The sequence below is a fragment of the Micromonospora sp. PTRAS2 genome (assembly GCF_054052245.1).
The window spans coordinates 323,154-341,240 of the sequence record NZ_JBSWBU010000007.1 but is presented as its reverse complement, the minus strand read 5'-3'; the positions used below and the strand labels follow the sequence as shown (position 1 = coordinate 341,240).

At 77.7% G+C, this 18,087-nt stretch carries 9 protein-coding genes; all 9 read left to right on the top strand.

The features are described 5' to 3' along the window. Positions 1 to 262: 262 nt before the first annotated feature. The 9 genes from ACVMYR_RS22865 to ACVMYR_RS22825 are packed head-to-tail and all read left to right on the top strand — an operon-like array spanning position 263 to position 18,087. Positions 263 to 3,601: an amino acid adenylation domain-containing protein gene (locus ACVMYR_RS22865; protein WP_457122682.1), complete on the top strand. Its 3,339-nt coding sequence runs from the start codon at positions 263 to 265 to the stop codon at positions 3,599 to 3,601. Continuing rightward, positions 3,594 to 4,643, top strand: a complete 1,050-nt coding sequence (locus ACVMYR_RS22860) for a TauD/TfdA family dioxygenase (protein ID WP_077940162.1) — start codon at positions 3,594 to 3,596, stop codon at positions 4,641 to 4,643. Before ACVMYR_RS22865 ends, ACVMYR_RS22860 begins: the two co-directional genes overlap by 8 nt. Then, positions 4,640 to 5,656 carry a TauD/TfdA family dioxygenase gene (locus ACVMYR_RS22855; RefSeq protein ID WP_457122681.1) on the top strand — a complete coding sequence of 339 codons (1,017 nt, stop codon included), beginning with the start codon at positions 4,640 to 4,642 and terminating at the stop codon, positions 5,654 to 5,656. Before ACVMYR_RS22860 ends, ACVMYR_RS22855 begins: the two co-directional genes overlap by 4 nt. Next, entirely contained in the window at positions 5,653 to 11,034 is a 5,382-nt protein-coding gene (locus ACVMYR_RS22850) for an amino acid adenylation domain-containing protein (RefSeq protein WP_457122680.1), read from the top strand. Before ACVMYR_RS22855 ends, ACVMYR_RS22850 begins: the two co-directional genes overlap by 4 nt. Then, a complete protein-coding gene (locus tag ACVMYR_RS22845; RefSeq protein WP_077940165.1) occupies positions 11,027 to 11,782 on the top strand; it encodes a thioesterase II family protein in 756 nt (251 codons plus the stop codon). Before ACVMYR_RS22850 ends, ACVMYR_RS22845 begins: the two co-directional genes overlap by 8 nt. Then, positions 11,779 to 12,480 (top strand): thioesterase II family protein, encoded by a 702-nt coding sequence (locus ACVMYR_RS22840; protein ID WP_457122679.1) that lies wholly within the window; start codon positions 11,779 to 11,781, stop codon positions 12,478 to 12,480. The genes ACVMYR_RS22845 and ACVMYR_RS22840 overlap by 4 nt, the downstream gene beginning before the upstream one ends. Next, complete coding sequence (locus tag ACVMYR_RS22835) at positions 12,477 to 13,343, top strand: SDR family oxidoreductase (protein WP_091283873.1); 867 nt, start codon at positions 12,477 to 12,479, stop codon at positions 13,341 to 13,343. The genes ACVMYR_RS22840 and ACVMYR_RS22835 overlap by 4 nt, the downstream gene beginning before the upstream one ends. Beyond that, positions 13,340 to 16,276, top strand: coding sequence for a non-ribosomal peptide synthetase (locus tag ACVMYR_RS22830; protein ID WP_457122678.1), 2,937 nt, complete (start codon positions 13,340 to 13,342; stop codon positions 16,274 to 16,276). The genes ACVMYR_RS22835 and ACVMYR_RS22830 overlap by 4 nt, the downstream gene beginning before the upstream one ends. Further along, positions 16,273 to 18,087 carry a condensation domain-containing protein gene (locus ACVMYR_RS22825; protein WP_457122677.1) on the top strand — a complete coding sequence of 605 codons (1,815 nt, stop codon included), beginning with the start codon at positions 16,273 to 16,275 and terminating at the stop codon, positions 18,085 to 18,087. Before ACVMYR_RS22830 ends, ACVMYR_RS22825 begins: the two co-directional genes overlap by 4 nt.

Genomic DNA, 18,087 nt, shown 5'->3' with positions numbered 1-18,087 from the left:
GACGCGTGGGTCACATAACGGGCAGGAGTGGCCGGTCCGAGTTTCGCCACTGGTGTCCCGCATCTTGGGAGGGCCCTTGGCATTCCCATCGGCGCTCGTGGAATCTCTCAGCGGAGAGCAAGCGATCGATCGCTGTAAGTAGCAGAGCGTGAGGGGCCCGGCGCGCTGACCTGCCGAAGGGTCATCCAGGGCGCACGTACCGTTACGATCTTGGGGGCCGTTCGGTGTCTGGCTGCACGCGCACGACGAATCGCGGGCGGAAGTGACCATCTCCGCCCGGCCCGCCGGACCGGTGCGCCGGGCCGGCGCACCCCGCGTCCCCGACGTCCCGCTCACCGGCGCCTGCCTGCACCGCCTGGTCGAAGCCCAGGTGGAGCGGACGCCCGACGCCGAGGCGGTGCGCGCCGGCGACCGGGCGCTGACGTACCGGCAGCTCGACCAGGCGGCCAACCGGCTCGCCCGGGTCCTGCTGGCGCACGGCGTCACCGGCCAGGACCGGGTCGGCGTCTGCCTGCCCCGCGACGTCGACCTGGTGGTCGCCCTGCTGGCGGTGCTCAAGGCCGGCGCGGCGTACGTGCCCCTCGACCCGGCGTACCCGCCGGCGCGGGTGGCGTTCATGACCGAGGACTCCGGCGCCCGGCTGGTGCTCACCCGCACCGGCCTGGCCGACCGCTTCGGCCGCGCCGCGTTGCCCCTGGACACCCTCGACGTGGCCGCGGCACCCGCCGACCGGCCCGACACCGACGCCGATCCCGCCGGCCTCGCCTACGTCATCTACACCTCCGGCTCCACCGGCCGGCCGAAGGGCGTGGCCATCGAGCACCGCTCCGCCTCGGTGCTGATGGGCTGGACCCGGTCCGCCTTCTGCGCCCAGGAGCTGAGCGGCGTGCTGGCCGCCACCAGCGTCTGCTTCGACCTGTCGGTGTTCGAGATCTTCGGCCCGCTGTGCTGGGGCGGGCGGGTGCTGCTGGTCGACAACGTCCTCGCCCTCGCCGGTCCCGACGCCGCCGCGCTGCCGGTCACGCTGGTCAACACCGTCCCCTCGGCGATGAGCGAGCTGCTCGCCGCCGACGCCCTGCCGGCCGGCGTACGCACCGTGTGCCTGGCCGGCGAACCGCTGACCGCGGCCCTCGCCGCCCGCGTCCTGGCCCGCCCCGGGGTGCGCCGGCTGCTCAACCTCTACGGCCCGTCCGAGGACACCACCTACTCGACCTGGGCGGAGATCACCGCCGACGGGGGCGTACCGCCGATCGGCCGGCCGCTGCCGCACACCCGGGCGTACGTGCTGGCCGCCGACGGCATGCCGGTGCCGCCCGGCACCCCGGGGGAGCTGTACCTGGCGGGCGCGGGCCTGGCCCGGGGCTACCTCGACCGGCCGGAGGAGACCGCCGCCCGGTTCCTGCGCGACCCGTTCCGCCCCGGCGAGCGGATGTACCGCACCGGGGACCGGGTCCGGCTGCGCCCCGACGGTCAACTGGAGTTCCTGGGCCGCCTCGACGACCAGGTGAAGCTGCGCGGCCACCGCATCGAGCTGGGCGAGGTCGCGGCGGCCCTGGCCGACCTGCCCGGCGTGCGGGAGGCCGCCGCCGCCGTGCGTACCGGGCCCAGCGGCGACCCGCTCCTGGTCGGCTACCTGGTCGGCGCGCGCCGGGACGACGTGCCGGCCCGGCTGCGCGAGCGGCTGCCCGCCCCGCTGGTGCCGGCGACGGTGGTGTGGCTGGACCGGATGCCGACCACCCCGAGCGGCAAGGTGGATCGGGCGGCCCTGCCGGACCCCGAGTGGGAGGTGGCCGACGCGCCGTACCCGACCGCCGACGCCCCTCCCGCTGCCGGTGCCGCACCGGCCGCCGACGCGTTCGACCCCGCCGACGCCGGGCTCGCCCGGGAGGTCGCCGCGGTCTGGCGGGACGTGCTGGGCGTGCCGGTCGCCGGGCCGCAGGCCGACTTCTTCGACCTCGGCGGCGACTCTTTGCTCGCCCTGCGCTGCGCGGCCCGGCTCGCGGCGGCCACCGGTGTGCCCGTGCCGCCGGCCGCGCTGTTCGACCATCCCACCGTGGCCACCCTCGCCGCCCACCTGCGGGCCGCCGCGGTCGCCGCCCCACCGGCCCCGCCCGCCGCCCCGCCCGCCCCCGGCGCCTTCCGCACCGCCCCTCCCGCCGCCGGCCCCTCCCGCGCCGACGCCGCCCCGCCCGCCGTCGCCGACGGGGCCGCGCCGCTGTCGGCGGCGCAGCGCCGGCTGTGGTTCCTGCACCAGCTCGACCCGACCGACACCTCCTACCTGGTGTCCTACGTGGTCGAGCTGGACGGTGCCGTGGACCGGGCGGCGCTGGCCCGGGCGCTGCGCCGGGTCGTCGCCCGGCACCCCGCGCTGCGCACCGTGTTCCCCAGCTCCGACGCCGGCCCGGTCCAGCGGGTGCACGACGACCCGCAGGTCGAGCTGGTCCTGGAGCGGCCCGTGCCGGGGATGCCGCTGGCGGAGCGGGTCGCCCGGGTGGCCGCCGCGAGTGCCCGTACCCCGATGGACCTGGCCGCCGGGCCGCTGCTGCGCGCGCACCTCGTCGCCGACGACCGCCGGCGCTACGCGCTGTTGCTGGTGGCCCACCACATCGTCTGCGACGACTGGTCGTTCAGCGTGCTCGTGCGCGACCTCGGCCGCTGCTACGACAGCGAACGGGAGGCCGCCGTGCGGGTCACCCGGCCCCGCCCGCCGTGGCCGGCGCGGCCCGTGCCGGGGCCGGCGGCGTTCGCGCTGGCCCAGCGGGAGTGGCTGGCCGGCCCCGCCGGCCGCCGCGCCCTGGACGAGGTGGTCGCCGGGCTGCGTGACGCGCCCACCCTGCTCGATCTGGCCGCGCCCGCCCCCGCATCGCCTCCGCCCGGTCCCGCCGGCTCGCCCGCGCGTGCCCCGCGCGCCGCCGACCGCCCGCAGGGGGCCAGCCTGCGGGCGACCGTGGACGCCGCCGACGCCGAGGCTGTGCGGCGGCTCGCCCGCGCCCACCGGGCCAGCCTCTACATGGTCGGGCTGGCCGCGTTCGCCGCCCTGCTCGGCGCCCGTACGGGGCGCACCGACCTGCTCGTCGGCACCGCGTTCGCCGGGCGCACCAGCGTCGCGGCCGAGGAGAGCGTCGGCTGCTTCGTCAACACGATGCCGCTGCGGCTGCGCCCCGCGCCGCGGCGCGGCTTCGCCGACCTGCTCGCCGAGGCCCGCGCCGCCGCGCTGTTCGCCGGCGAACGGCAGGGCGTGCCGTTCGACGCGGTGGTGGAGCGGCTGCGTCCGGCCCGCCACCCGCACCGCAGCCCGCTGGTGCAGGTCGCCTTCGGCGTGCAGAACGCCCCGGCGGCGACCTGGCGGGGGGCCCAGGGGCTGGACCTCGCGGGGGTGGAACTCGCGCCGGACGCCGCCCGGCTCGACCTCACCTGCTGGCTCGACGAGCGCCGGGGTGGCCTGGAGGCGCTCTGGACCTACCGCACCGACCTGTTCGACGGTCCACGCGCGCGGGCGTGGCACCACGACTTCGTCGGGGTCCTCCGCCGGGCGGCGGCCGACCCCGCGCGCAGCCTCGCCGAGTGTGTCGACGATTCCTGGGGGACGAGAGATGACTGAGCAGAGCCGGGTGGCGCCGGCCATCGGACGCCGCCGACGGGACCGCTCCCTGGTCGACGTACGCCCCGACTGGCCGGGCGGTCCGCTGCCCGCCCTGGTCGAGGCCACCGTGCCCGACCTGGACCTGGCGGCCTGGCTGGCCGGCAACCGGGACACCGTCGACGAGCTGGCCCGCCGGCACGCCGCCGTGCTGCTGCGGGGCTTCGCCGTGGCCGGTCCCGCCGACTTCCGGGCCGCGATGGCCGCCCTCTCCGACGACGTGCTCAGCTACGGCGAGCGGTCCTCGCCGCGCAGCGAGGTCACCGAGGGCGTCTACACCTCCACCGAACACCCCGCCGACCAGCCGATCGTGCTGCACAACGAGCAGTCGTACACGCTGAACTGGCCGCTGCGGATCGTGTTCTTCTGCGAGACCGAGCCCGCCGCGGGCGGGCGGACGCCGCTGGCCGACAGCCGGCGGGTGCTGGCCCGGCTGCGCCCCGAGACCGTCGCCGGGTTCGAACGCCGTGGCGGCGTGTGCTACCAGCGCAACTACCTGCCCGGGATCAGCCTGTCCTGGCAGACGGCGTTCCAGACCGACAGCCGCGCCGAGGTCGAGGCATACTGCGCCCGCGCCCGCATCGAGGCGCAGTGGGTGGGCGAGGAGCAGCTGCGCACCCGGCAGGTCCGGCCCGCCGTGCGCGAGCACCCGGTGACGGGGGAGCGCACCTGGTTCAACCACGCGCTGTTCTTCCACGTCACCTCCCTGCCCGACGAGGTCAGCGCGGGGCTGCGCCGGGCACTGGCCGAGGAGGACCTGCCCTACCAGACCGCGTACGGCGACGGCACGCCCATCGGCGCGGACGTGCTCGCCGAGCTGCGGGCCGCGTACGCGGCGGAGACCCGGTCGTTCCCGTGGCGGCGCGGCGACGTGCTGCTGGTGGAGAACATGCTGGCCGCGCACGCCCGGGAGCCGTTCACCCCGCCCCGGCGCATCCTCACCGCCATGTCCGACCCGGTCAGCGCGCCCGAGCTGGCGGCGACCGCCGGGGGCCGGTCGTGAGCGGGCCGGGGCCGCGTCGGCGCGGGGCCGCGCCGGCCGCCGCGCCGGTCACCCGCCGGGTGCTGGTCGACGACTCCTTCGTGCTGCTGGTCGAGGCCGCGGTGGCCGACCTCGACCTCGCCGGCTGGCTCGTCGGCCGCCGCGACGAGCTGCTGCGCGACCTGGACGCCCACGGCGCGGTGCTGTTCCGCGGCTTCGAGGTGGCCACCGCCGACGACTTCAGCCGGGCGGCCCGCGCGGTCACCCCGGACCTGCTCGGGTACCTGGAGCGGGCCGCGCCGCGCACCGAGGTCGCCGACCGGGTGTTCACCTCCACCGAGTTCAACGCCGAGCAGTGGATCCCGCTGCACCACGAGATGTCGTACTCGCACAACTGGCCGACCCACCTCTACTTCTGGTGCGCCCAGCCGGCCACCGGCAGCGGCGGGGCCACTCCGCTGGCCAGCGAGCGGGTGGTGACGCCCCGGATCCCGGCGCAGGTGCGCGAGCGGTTCACCCGCGACGGGGTGTGCTACGTGCGCAACTACGGCCCGCACCTGGACCTGCCGTGGCAGGAGGCGTTCCAGACGACCGACCGGGCGGAGGTGGAGGCCTACTGCGCGGCGTCGGCGACCGAGTTCACCTGGCTCGGCGGAGACGGGCTGCGCACCCGGGCCCGGCGGCAGGCCGTGGCCACCCACCCGCGCACCGGCGAGACGTTCTGGTTCAACCACGCCCACCTGTTCCACAGCTCCAACATGCCGGCCGAGGTGTCCGCCGCGCTGCTGCGCGAGTACGGCCCCGAGGGGCTGCCGCGCAACGCGTACCACGGCGACGGCAGCCCGATCGACGACGAGGTGGTCGCCGGCATCCGGGACCTCTACCGGGAGCACGCCGTGTCGGTGCCGTGGCAGCGCGGCGACGTGCTGGTGGTGGACAACTTCCTCGCCACCCACGGGCGGGAGCCCTTCTCCGGCGACCGGCAGATCCTCGTCGCCATGTCCGACCTCTACGTCAACCGGAGCGTGGTGTGAACGGCTACCGACTCTCCCCGGTCCAGCGGCTCGCCTACACCGGGGCGCGGGAACTCGTGCGGGCCCGGGTCCGGCTCGACCGTCCGCTGGACGCCGCCCGCCTCCAGGCCGCCGTCGACGCGGTGGTCGCCCGGCACGAGGCGCTGCGGCTGACCCTGGTGCACCACGCCGGCCTGCGGGTGCCGCTGCAGGACGTCGACGACGCCCGCTCGGTGACCGTCGGCGCGGCCGGCGAGATGTCCGTGACCCTCACCGACGACGCCCTGGAGCTGGCCGCCGCCCCGCTGATCGCCGACCCGGCGAGCCTGCGGCTGGTGCTGGCCGACCTGGCGACCGCGTACGCCGGCGGGTCCCTCGCCGACGACCCGGACGCCCTGCAGTTCCTCGACGTCTCGGAGTGGCAGTTCGACGAGCGGCAGCAGGCGGGCCTGCCGGCGGCCCCCGACGTCCCGGCCGCCCGGCTGGTCACCCCGCACGGCGACGATGCGGCCGAGGAGTCGGTGGCCGAGGTGCCGCTGGGCCCGCTGACCGCCGCCGCCGACGCGGCCGGGGTGACGGTGCCCAGCCTGCTGCTGGCCGCCTGGGCGCTGACCCTGTCCCGCCGGGCCGAGCCGCCCGCCGGGGCCGACGACGCCGAGCTGGTGCTGGCCCGCTGGAGCGACGGCCGGCATGCCGACGGCACCGCCGCCGTGGTCGGGCCGCTGGGCGGCTACGCGCCGCTGCGGCTGCGCCTGCCGCTGCCGGCCGCGCCGAAACAGCTCCTCGACGAGGTACGCGGCGCGGAGCGCCCCACCGAGGAGACGTTCCACCTGCTGGAGCCGGTGGGCGTCGACTCCGCGGCGGTGGCCGGCTTCGCCGCCGTGCCGGCCGTCGCCCCGGCGACCCTGGCCGCCCTCGGGGCCACCGACGTGCGGGTGAGCGCCCCGCCGCCGGTGGGCGGGCCGCACCTGAGCGCCGTGCTCGACGCGGGCACGGCGACCCTGCGGGTCACCGGCGGGCGGCAGCTGCGCGAGGGGCTGCTCGCCGTGCTCGGCACCCTGCCCGCCGCGCTGACCGACGGGGCCCCGCTGGCCCTGCTCGGCGCGGCGGAGACGCGCTGGCTGGTCGAGGCCGCCGGGCCGGCGTCCGACGCGCCGACGCGTACCCTCGCCGAACTGCTCCACGGAGGGCTGGCCGCCGCCGACCCGGGCGCCGAGGCGGTCGTCGCGGCCGACGGGACGTACACCTTCGGCGAGCTGTGCCGGCTCGCCGACGGGGTGGCCGCCGGCCTGGTCGAGCGCGGCCTGCACGGCGGCCGGCGGGTCGGGGTGCTGGCCACCCGCTCCCGGGACACGGTGGTGGCGTTCCTCGGCGTGCTGCGCGCCGGCGCGGTGTTCGTGCCGCTGGACCCGGCCGCGCCCCCGCGTCGCCTCGCCGAGCTGGCCCGCGCGGTCGACGCCGGCCTGGTCCTCGGGGACCGGCCCGTGGCGGGCGTGCCGCACGCGGGCGTCGCCGAGCTGGCCGCCACCGCCGCCACCGCCGCGCTGCCCGAGACGCGGCCGACCGACCCGGCGTACGTGATCTTCACCTCGGGGTCCACCGGCACGCCGCGCCCGGTGCTGGTCTCGCACGGCAGCGCCGCGCACCTGGCGCACGCCTTGGAGCGCGTCGTCTATTCGAACGCCCCGGCCGGGGCGCGGGTGGCGGTCAACGCCCCGCTGACCTTCGACGCCTCCGTCAAGCAGCTCGTCCAGCTCGGGCACGGCCGCAGCCTCTACCTGGTGCCGGAGGAGGCCCGCCGCGACGGCGTCGAGCTGGCCGGCCTGCTCGCCGCGCACCGCGTCGACGTGCTGGACCTGACCCCGTCGCAGCTGCGCATCCTGCTCGCCGCCGACGGGGTGGCCGCCGGCGGGGCCCGGCTGCCGGGGGTGCTGCTGCTCGGCGGCGAGCCGGTGCCGGCGGACCTGTGGGACGCCGTGGCGGCCCTGCCCGGGGTGCGCGCGGTCAACCTGTACGGCCCGACCGAGGCCACCGTGGACGCCACCAGCGCCGAGATCACCGCCGGTGACCCGCCGACGATCGGCCGGCCGCTGCCGGGGACGGGGGCGTGGGTGCTCGACGGCCAGCTCCGCCCGGTGCCGCCCGGGGTGGCCGGGGAGCTGTGCCTGACCGGCCCCCAGCTCGCCGACGGCTACCTCGGCGACCCGGAGGCCACCGCCCGCCGGTTCGTGCCCGCGGCGCTGCCGTCGGGCCGCGTCGAGCGGGTGTACCGCACCGGCGACCGGGTGCGCTTCGACGCGCGGGGGCGGCTGACCTACCTGGGCCGGCTCGACGACCAGGTCAAGGTCAACGGCTTCCGGATCGAGCCGGGGGAGGTCGCCGCCGTCCTGCGCGAGCACCCCGGGGTGGCCGACGCGGCGGTGGTGGCCCGCGACGACGACGGGCACGGCGCGCGGCTCGTCGCGTACGTGACGCCCGCCGGGGGCCCGCCGGCGGTCGACGTGGACCGGATCGTGGGCATCAACCCCCACGAGACCCGCTACCTGTACGACGAGATCTTCCGCCAGCAGGTCTACCTGCGCGACGGGGTGGTGCTGCGGGCCGGGGCGACGGTGTTCGACGTCGGCGCGAACATCGGCATGTTCTCGCTGTTCGTGCACGCCGTGTGCCCGGACGCCACGATCCACGCGTTCGAGCCGGTGCCGTCGGTGGTCGAGGCGTTGCGCCGCAACGTGGCCACCTTCGGGGTGCCCGCCACCGTGCACCCGCACGGGCTCGCGGCGGCACCCGGCGAGGTGGATTTCACCTACTATCCCGGCTACGCCATGATGTCCGGCCACGCCGAGTACGCCGACCCGGCCGCCGAACAGGCCGTCATCCGCCGCTTCCTGACCAACGAGCGGGACCGGGGCGAGGCCGACCGGGACGCCCTGCTCGACCGGGTCGACGAGCTGCTGACGGAGCGCTTCGCGCCGGACCGGCTCAGCGTGGCCGTCCGGCCGCTGTCCGACGTCATCGACGAGGTGGCCCCCGAGCGCATCGACCTGCTCAAGATCGACGTGCAGCGGGCCGAGGCCGACGTCCTCGCCGGCATCCGGGAGGGCCACTGGCCGCTGGTCGCGCAGGTGGCGATGGAGGTGCACGACGGCGTCGGCACCGCCACCGAGGGCCGCCTCGACGAGCTGATCGCGTTCTTCGAGGACCGCGGCTTCACCGTCCTCACCCGCCAGGACGACCTGCTCGAGGGCACCGACCGGTACACCCTGCACGCCGTGCGCCCCGAGTACGCCGACGACCCCCGCCCCGCGGTGACCGCCGCCCCGGCCGACGGCGAGCCGCTGGACGCCCGCCTCGCCGCCTGGCTGCCCGAGCGGCTGCCGGCGCACCTGGTCCCCGGGGCCGTGGTGGTGCTCGACGCGCTGCCGCTGACCGGCAACGGCAAACTGGACCGCGCCGCCCTGCCCGCCCCCGAGCGGGGCCGCCGCGCCGCCGGCCCGGGCGTCGCCCCCGCCAACCGGGCCGAGGAGATCCTCGCCGAGGCGTGGCGGGAGGTGCTCGGCCTGGAGACCGTCGGCGTGACCGACAGCTTCTTCGCCCTCGGCGGCGACTCGATCCGCAGCATCCAGATGCAGGTCGCCGCCGCCCGGCGGGGCCTGTCGTTCCGGCTGCGCGACATCTTCGCCCACCAGTCGATCCGGGAGCTGGTCAGCCACGGCGAGATCACCCTCGCCGACCCGGACGCCGACGAGCCGACCGCCGGGGCGGTGCCGGTCGACGGGGCGCGGCCGGTCGACGGCGACCGGTCCGCCGGGCCCGCCGCCGCTCGGCCCGAGCGGGGCGCGGACACGCTTCTGGCCGCCGCCGACCGGGACCGGCTGCCCGCGTCGGCGGTCGACGCGTACCCGATGACCGCCCTGCAACAGGGCATGGTCTACCACTGCGAGCTGACCGGCGACCCGGCGATGTACCACAACGTCACCGCGCACCGCGTCGACGCGCCGCTGGACCCGGCCGCGCTGCGCGCCGCGTTCGCCGCGCTGGTGGCCGCGCACCCGGTGCTGCGCACCGGCTTCGCTCTCGACGGGTACGCCGAGCCGCTGCAGCTGGTGCACGCCGACGCGCCCGCCGACGTGCCGGTCGACGCGCTGGCCGACGCCGACCCGGCCGCCCGCGCGGCCCACGTCGACGCGCTGATCGCCGCCGAGCGGGCCCGCCCGTTCGACTGGGAACGCCCGCCGCTGGTCCGGCTGCACGCCGTCGACGAGGGCGCGGACGGGTTCACCCTCGTCGTCGCCGAGCACCACGCCGTCCTCGACGGCTGGAGCCTGGACCTGTTCCTGCGCGCCCTGCTGGCCGACCACGAGCGGCGGCGAACGGGCCGGCCCGCCCCGCCCGCCCCGGCGGCCCTGCCGCCGTACCACCACGTCGCCGCCGAGCGGGCCGCCCTCGCCGACCCGGCCACCCGCCGGTTCTGGCTCGACGGGCCCGGTGCCGCGTCGCCGCTGCTGCTCGGCGGGCCCGGCCCCCGGATCACCGTCACCCGGCCGGTGCCGCTCGACGACGACGTCACCGACCGGGTCGCCGAGGCGGCCCGCGCGGCCGGGGTGCCGGTGAAGTCGTATCTGTTGGCGGTGCACCTGCGGGCGCTCGGCGAGACCGCCGGCCGCGACGACGTGGTCTCCGGCCTGGTCGTCGGCGGTCGGCCCGAGGGCGCGGGCAGCGACGCCACCCTCGGGCTGTTCCTCAACACCCTGCCGGTCACGGCGACCCTGCGCGGTCGGCCGCTGGCCGAGCTGGCCGGGGACGCCTGGCACGCCGAGCGGTCCCTGATGGGCCACCACCGGTTCCCGCTGGCCGAGATCGTCCGGGCCGGCGGGGCGGGGCCCCGCTTCGACAGCTTCTTCAACTACACCCACTTCCACGCCGACGACCGTGCCGGCCCCCGCGTCGTGGTCAGCCGGGTGACCACGGTCGACGTCGGGTTCAGCCTCGCCGTCGACGTGGCGGTGGTCCCCGACACCGGCCGGCTCGTCCTCGCCCTGCAGTACGACGGCCGCCGCTTCGACGCGGACTGGGCCGACCGGCTCGCCGCGACCTTCACCCGGCTGCTGGCCACCGAGCCGACCGCGGCGCTGCCGCCCGCCGGGCCGCCGGCCCACGCGCCCACCGACGCCCGCTCCCGCTGGTCGGCGCGGGTCGCCGGGGCGTGGCGGGACGTCCTCGGGGTGACGCCGCGTTCGGCCGCCACCACGTTCGCCGCCGCCGGCGGGGACTCGCTGCGGGCGCTGCGCCTGGTCCGCACGCTGCGCCAGCGGTACGGCACCGGGCTGACCCTGGCCGAGTTCGCCGAACTGGCCGACTTCGGGGCGCTGGTGGAGCGGGTGGCCCGCGATGGCTGACCGCGACCCGTGGCTGGTGGTCCGCGCGCCGGTGCCCCGCCCCGCGCTGCGGCTGTTCTGCCTGCCCTACGCCGGCGGCAACGCGGGCGCGTTCGAGAGCTGGCGCACCGGGCTGCCCCGGTCGGTCGAGGTCAACGCCGTGCAGTACCCGGGCCGGCGGGAACGCGCCGCCGAGGCCGCCCCGCGCCGGATGACCCCGCTGGTGCAGGCCCTGGAGGCGGCGCTCGCGCCCCACCTCGACCGCCCGTACGCCGTCTACGGCGACTGCCTCGGCGCGTACGTGGCGTTCGAGCTGGTCCGGCGGTTGGCCCGGCGCGGCCACCGGCCCGCCGACGCGCTGGTGGTCTCCTCGGCGGTGCCGCCGCACCGCAGCGGCGTCGAACCGGACTACTCCACCCTGGACGACGCGGCGTTCCTCGCCGAGCTGGTCGCGCTGGGCACCCTGCCCCCGGCGGTGGCCGGGCACCCGGACCTGGCCGCGGCGGCTTTGCCGGCGGCCCGCGCCGACTTCGAGCTGGGCCGCAGCTACCGGCTGCGCGACGCCGACCCGGTGGCCACCCCGGTCACCGTCGTCGTCGGCGACGCCGACCCGCACGTGTCGGCGGTGGACGCGGCGGCCTGGGCCGACCTGACCACCGCCGGCTGCACCACGCTGACCGTTCCCGGCGGGCACGACCTGCTCGCCCGGGCCGACGCCGGGCTGCTGCGCGCCGTCCGGACCGCCCTGACCGGCAAGGAGCCGTCTTGACCCGCACGACACTGCTCTGCTTCCCGTACGCCGGCGCGGGCCCGTCGGTGTACCAACCGTGGCGGCGCGTCGCCCCGCCCGAGCTGGACGTCGTCCCGGTGTCGCTGCCGGGGCGGGAGAAGCGGTTCGTCGAGGAGCCGTACCGCCGCCTGGAGCAGGCCGTCGACGGGCTGCTCGACGAGGTCCTCGAACTGGTCGCGGGCCGCGACCGGGTGGCCCTGTTCGGGCACAGCATGGGCGCGGTGCTCGCCTACGAGATGACCCGCCGGCTCACCGGGGCCGCCGGGGTGGCCGTGTCCCACCTGTTCGTCAGCGGTTCCCCGGACCCGTGGTCCGGGCGCGAGCGCACCGCCGCCGGGCTGCCCGACGACGAGTTCGTCGCCCGGGTGGAGGAGTTCGCCGGGTACACCCACCCGGCGCTGGCCGACCCCGACATGCGGGAGCTGCTGCTGCCGGTGCTGCGCGCCGACGTGGAGCTGCACGAGGCGTACCGGCCGGCGGGGGAGAAGCGCGTCGACGTGCCGGTCACCGCCCTGCGCGGGGCGGACGACACGCTCGTCGCCGACGAGGCGCTCGCCGGCTGGGGGCGGGTCACCTCGGCCACCTTCGCCGTGCGGCGGCTGCCCGGCGGCCACATGTACCTGACCGACGCCCCGGCGGCCGTGCTCGACCTGGTCGGCGCGGAGCTGGCGCGATGACCGACGCGCCGACCCGCCCCGCACCGGTGGTCACCGGCGACCGGCTGGCCGGCAAGACCGCCATCGTCACCGGTGCCGCCCGGGGGCTGGGCCGGTCCTGCGCGGTGACGTTCGCCGCCCAGGGGGCCGACGTGGTCCTCGTCGACCTGGCCGGGGACCTGCCCGGCGTGCCGTACCCGCTGGGCTCGGCGAGCCAGCTCGCGCACACCGCCGACCTGTGCGCCGGGTACGGGGTGGCCGCGTACCCGGTCGAGGCCGACGTGCGGGACCTGGCCGCCGTCCGGGCCGCCGTCGCGCTGGCGGTGGCGCGCTTCGGTCGGGTCGACGTGCTGGTCAACAACGCCGGCATCGCCGCGCCGTCGGGCAAGCCGACGCACGAGATTACCGAGGCCGAGTGGCAGCTCATGCTGGACGTCGACCTGTCCGGGCCGTGGCGGATGATCAGCGCGGTCGGCGAGGTGATGTGCCGCCAGCGCGCCGGCAGCATCGTCAACGTCGCGTCCACCGCCGGGCTGGTCGGCTACCGGCACTTCGCCGGCTACGTGGCGGCCAAGCACGGCCTGGTCGGGCTGACCCGGGCCGCCGCGCTCGACTACGCCCCGCTGCGGGTGCGGGTCAACGCGCTGTGCCCCGGCTCGGTGCGCGACGACCCGCACGTCGAGGGCCGGATGCTCGCCGAGATCGCCCGGTCGCTGGAGGTGCCGGTCGCCGAGCACGAGGAGACGTTCGTGCAGGCCCAGCCGATGAACGCGCTGATCGAGCCCGGCGCGGTGGCCCAGGCGGCGCTCTGGCTCGCCTCGGACGAGTCCGCGCAGGTCACCGGCTCGGTCATCACCGTCGACGGAGGGTTCACCACCCGATGAGCGCCCCGCACACCCCCCACTCGACCGACGCTGCCCGGTTCTGTCACGCCGCGAGCGCCCGGGTCGCCCCCGACGCCGACGCCGACGGCCTCGCCGAGGCGTACGCCGTGCTCACCCGGCGGCACGGCCTGGCCGGCGGGCGGCTGTGGGTGGAGCGGGTGCCGGCCGGGCTGGCCGTGCGCCGCCGCGACGCCGAACTGGCCCGGCCGCTGCCGGTCGGCGGCCCGGACCTGCGGGCGGTGCTGCTGCGCCACGAGGACGGGGCCGACCTGGTGCTGGTCGCCCGCCGGCACGCCGTGGACCGGCACCGCCTCGGCACCCTGCTGGCCGAGCTGACCGACCCGGCCGCCCCGGCGGTCCCGGTCGTCGTCCCGGGTCGGCTCGTCGTGCCGGGTCGGCCCGTGCCCTCCACCACCGCCGCCCACCCGGCCGCCGCCGGGAGCGCCGGGTCGGACGCCGACGCCGCACCGAACGCTGCCGCCGCAGACGCCGCCGCCGGCTCCGACGACGTTGCCGACGCCTCCGGCTCCGGCTCCGGCGACGTTGCCGACGTGGACGCCGGGGACACCGGTTGGCTGCGCGGCGACCCCGGGCCGGACCGCGCCGCCGCGCACACCGTCGCCGTGCCGGCGGGGACCGACCTGGCCGCCCTCGTCGCGGCGGTCGGCGCGGTGCTGGCCCGGTACCGGGGCGTGCGCCGGGCCCGGGTCGGCGCGGTCGTCGACGAGCGGCTGGCCGTCGTCGGGGTGCCGGTCGACGGCGGCGCCCGTGACCTGCTCGCCACCGCCGCCGCGACCGGGTCGCCCTGGCCGGTCGCCGGCGGCGCGCCGCCCGCCGGGCTCCTCGACGTCGAGGTCGGCGTGCTCGACGCGACCAGCCCCGCCGACGCGTACCGGCCCTGCCTGGCCCCGCTGTGGCCGCTGACCCTGGCGCTGGCCGGCACCACGCTGACCTGCCACCACCGCACCGCCGGGTGGTCCGGCGACCTGGTCGCGGCGTTCGCCCGCCAGGTCGTGCGGGTGCTCGGGCAGGTCCTCGCCGACCCGGACCGACCGCTGGCCGGTCACGACCTGTTCGACGACGCCGAGCGGGCCGCGATCGTCGCCCTCGGCCGGGGCCCCGGCGGGCCGCCCCCGGCGGTCGACACCATCGCCGGCCGCGTCGCCCGGCACGCCAGGCGGCGACCCGACGCGCCGGCCGTGTCCTGCGCCGGCCGACGGCTGACGTACGCGCAACTGGACGCCGCCGCCGCCCGGGTGGCCCGCGCCCTCGCCGCGCACGGGGTGGCCCCCGGCGACCGGGTGGGCGTCTGCCTGGACCGGTCGGTCGACCTGATCGCGGTGCTGCTCGGCGTGCTGCGGGCGGGGGCCGCGTACGTGCCGGTCGACCCGGCGTACCCGGCCGAGCGGATCCGCTACACCGTCGAGGACTCCGGCGTCGCCCTGCTCGTCGGCGGTGGCGGGATCGACCCGGCCGGGTTGACCGCCGGGCCGGACGACGCGGCGGGGGAGGAGCCGGCGGCGGGCGGGCCCGACGACACCGCGTACGTCATCTACACCTCCGGCTCCACGGGCCGGCCCAAGGGGGTGTGCGTCCCGCACCGCAACGTGCTCGCCCTCGTGGACGCCACCGCCGGGGACTTCGGGCTCGGCCCGGCCGACGTGTGGACGATGTTCCACTCCAGCGCCTTCGACTTCTCCGTGTGGGAGATCTGGGGCTGCCTGCTCACCGGCGGGCACCTGGTGGTCGTCCCGCACCTGGTCACCCGGTCCCCGCAGGAGTTCCACGCCCTGCTGGCCGCCGAGCGGGTGACCGTGCTCAACCAGACCCCGTCGGCGTTCGCGCAGCTCCTCGACGTCGACCGGCGCGCCGCCGACCGGCTCGCCGTGCGGCTGGTCGTGTTCGGCGGCGAGCCGCTGGACGCCCGGATGCTCACCGGCTGGTTCGACCGGCACCCGGAGCGGGAGTGCCGGGTGGTGAACATGTTCGGCATCACCGAGACCACGGTGCACGTCACCGCACAGACCCTCGACCGGGGGCTGGCGCTGGCCGGCAGCCGGTCGGTGGGGCGTGCCCTGCCTGGCTGGCGGGTGTACGTGCTCGACCCGGACGGCCGGCTGCTGCCGCCCGGCGCGGCGGGAGAGATCCACGTGGGCGGCGCGGGGGTGGCCGACGGCTACCTGCACCGCCCCGAGCTGACCGCGCAGCGGTTCCGGCCCGACCCGTGGGCGGGCGGACGGATGTACCGCAGCGGCGACCGGGGCCGGCTGCTGCCCGACGGGCGGCTGGAGCACCTGGGCCGGCTCGACGACCAGGTGAAGGTGCGCGGCTACCGCATCGAGCTGGACGAGATCCGCCAGGTGCTGCTGGACGACCCGGGGGTGCTGGCCGTGGCCGTGGTGGTGCAGACCGGCGCGGAGTCGGCCGACACCCGGCTGCACGCCTACGTCGTGCTCGCCGACCCCGCCGCCGACGCCGAAACCGCCGACGCCGAAACCGCCGCCGGGACCGCCACCGCCGTCGGGGCCCGTGCCGCCACCGTCGTGCTCGCCGAGGTGCGCCGCCGCGCGGCCCGGATGCTGCCCGACTACATGGTCCCGGCGACGGTTACCGCGCTGCCCGCCCTGCCGCTGACCGGCAACGGCAAGCTCGACACCGCCCGGCTGCCCGCCCCGGCCGAGCCGCCCGCGTCGGCCCCCGCGCCCGCCGCCGACGCGGCGTTGGACGAGCGGATCCGGGCGGTGTGGCAGCGGGTCCTCGGCGCCGAGGTCGGGCCGGAGGACAACTTCTTCGACCTGGGCGGCAACTCGCTGCTGGCCCTGCGGCTGCTCAACGAGCTGCGCGACCAGGGCCTCGCCGACCTCACCCCCCGCCACCTGTACGTGCACCAGACCGTGCGCGGGCTGGCCGAGGCGATCGGAGCCGCCCGATGACCCCCGACGTGGACACCCTCGCCCGGCTCTGGCCGCAGGTCGACCGGGTCGCCGTCAAGGACGGCTGCGTGTACGTCGTCGCCGACGACCACCTCGACCCGCTGGCGCTGCGCGGGCAGCTCGCGCGGGAACTGCCCGACGGGGAGCTGCCCCGGCACATCGTCCAGGTCGACTCGCTCGACCCGGCCGACCTGATCGCCCCCGACGACCGGTACGGGGCGTACCAGCCGCCGCGCGACGACACCGAACGGCAGCTCGTGCGGGTGTGGGAGGGGGTGCTGGGGCTGCCCAAGCTTGGCGTGCTCGACGACTTCTACGCCGCTGGCGGGGACTCCCTGGCCGCTGTCGCGCTGGCCGTGGAGGCCCAGCGGGTCTTCGGCACGGCCCTGTCGCCGGCCGCCGTGCTGCGCCACCCGACCGTGGCCGCCCTCGCCGCCGAGGTACGCCAGGCCCGCGCCGCCACGCCGCTGCCCCGGGCCGCCGCCGCGCGGGCGTACCCGCTGTCGCCGCAGCAGCGGCGGGTGTTCCTGGCCCAGTCCCGCGACCCCGCCTCGGTGGCCTACCACCTGCCGCTGCTGCTGCCGGTGCCCGCCGACACCGACGCCGCCCGGCTGGGCCAGGCGCTGCGGCACGTGGTGGCCCGGCACGACATCCTGCGCACCGCGTTCGGCACCGAGGCGGGCCGGCCGGTGCAGCGGGTGCTGCCCGGCGTGGTGTGTGAGCTGCCCGAGGTGGCCCGCGCCGCCGACGAGCCGGTCGCGGTGACCCCGTTCGACCTGGCCGCCCCGCCGCTGCTGCGCGCCGAGCTGCGGCGCACCCCGACCGGGGCGGCGCTGGCCCTGGAGCTGCACCACATCGTCACCGACGGGCTCTCCCTGGCCCTGCTGCTGCGCGAGGTCGACGCCCGCTACGCCGGCCGCGACCTGCCGCCCGTGCCCGCCCAGTACGCCGACTACGCGGTGTGGACGCACGCCCAGGAGCCGCCGGGGCGCGACTGGTGGCTGGCCCGGTTCGCCGACCCGCCCGCGCCGCCGCGCCTGCCCACCGACGCCGACCGCGGCACGGGGCCCGACGCGGGCGACCCGTCGACCGCCGCCGCCGGTGTCGTGGAGTTCGCCGTGGACGCCGCCCGCACCGCCGCGCTGCGCGCGCTGGCCCGCCGCGAGGGCGTCACCCTGTTCCACCTGCTGCTCGCCGGCTACGCGACGTTCCTCGCCGCCGCCACGGGCGGCCCCGGCGGGGCCGACGGCGTCGACGTGACCGTCGGCACGCCGGTGGCCGGCCGGGGCGCACCCGGGCTGGACGCCACCATGGGCATGTTCGTCAACACCGTCTGCCTACGCCACCGGGTCCGCCCCGACGTGCCGTTCCGGGCGCTGCTGGCCGAGGTGGCCCGGGACGCGGTGGACGCCTTCGCCCACCAGGACTTCCCGTTCGACAGCCTGGTCGAGGCGGTGCTGCCGGTGCGCGACCCGCACCGGCACCCGCTGTTCGACACCCTGTTCGCGATGCAGCACGCCGAGGTGGCCCGGGTCGAGTTCCTCGGCCGGCCGGTGGAGCTGGCCGTCGCCCCGACCGGGCAGGCCATGTTCGACCTGGACATGCAGGTCTACGAGCGGCCCGACGGGCTCACCGTGCACTGGGCGTACCACGCCGGGCTGTTCCTGCCGCAGACCGTGCGCGCGTTCGCCGACCTGTACCTCGACCTGCTCGACGCCGTGCTGGCCGACCCGGGCCGCCCGGTCGGCGAGCTGACCGGCGCGGCGGCCCCCGTGGCCGCCGCCCCGACCACCATCGACATCGACCTGTAG

Coding starts and splice junctions, on each gene's coding strand:
- ACVMYR_RS22860 (WP_077940162.1), top strand. CDS start 3,594: ATGACTGAGCAGAGCCGGGTGGCGCCGGCCATCGGACGCCGCCGACGG.
- ACVMYR_RS22845 (WP_077940165.1), top strand. CDS start 11,027: ATGGCTGACCGCGACCCGTGGCTGGTGGTCCGCGCGCCGGTGCCCCGC.
- ACVMYR_RS22835 (WP_091283873.1), top strand. CDS start 12,477: ATGACCGACGCGCCGACCCGCCCCGCACCGGTGGTCACCGGCGACCGG.
- ACVMYR_RS22830 (WP_457122678.1), top strand. CDS start 13,340: ATGAGCGCCCCGCACACCCCCCACTCGACCGACGCTGCCCGGTTCTGT.
- ACVMYR_RS22825 (WP_457122677.1), top strand. CDS start 16,273: ATGACCCCCGACGTGGACACCCTCGCCCGGCTCTGGCCGCAGGTCGAC.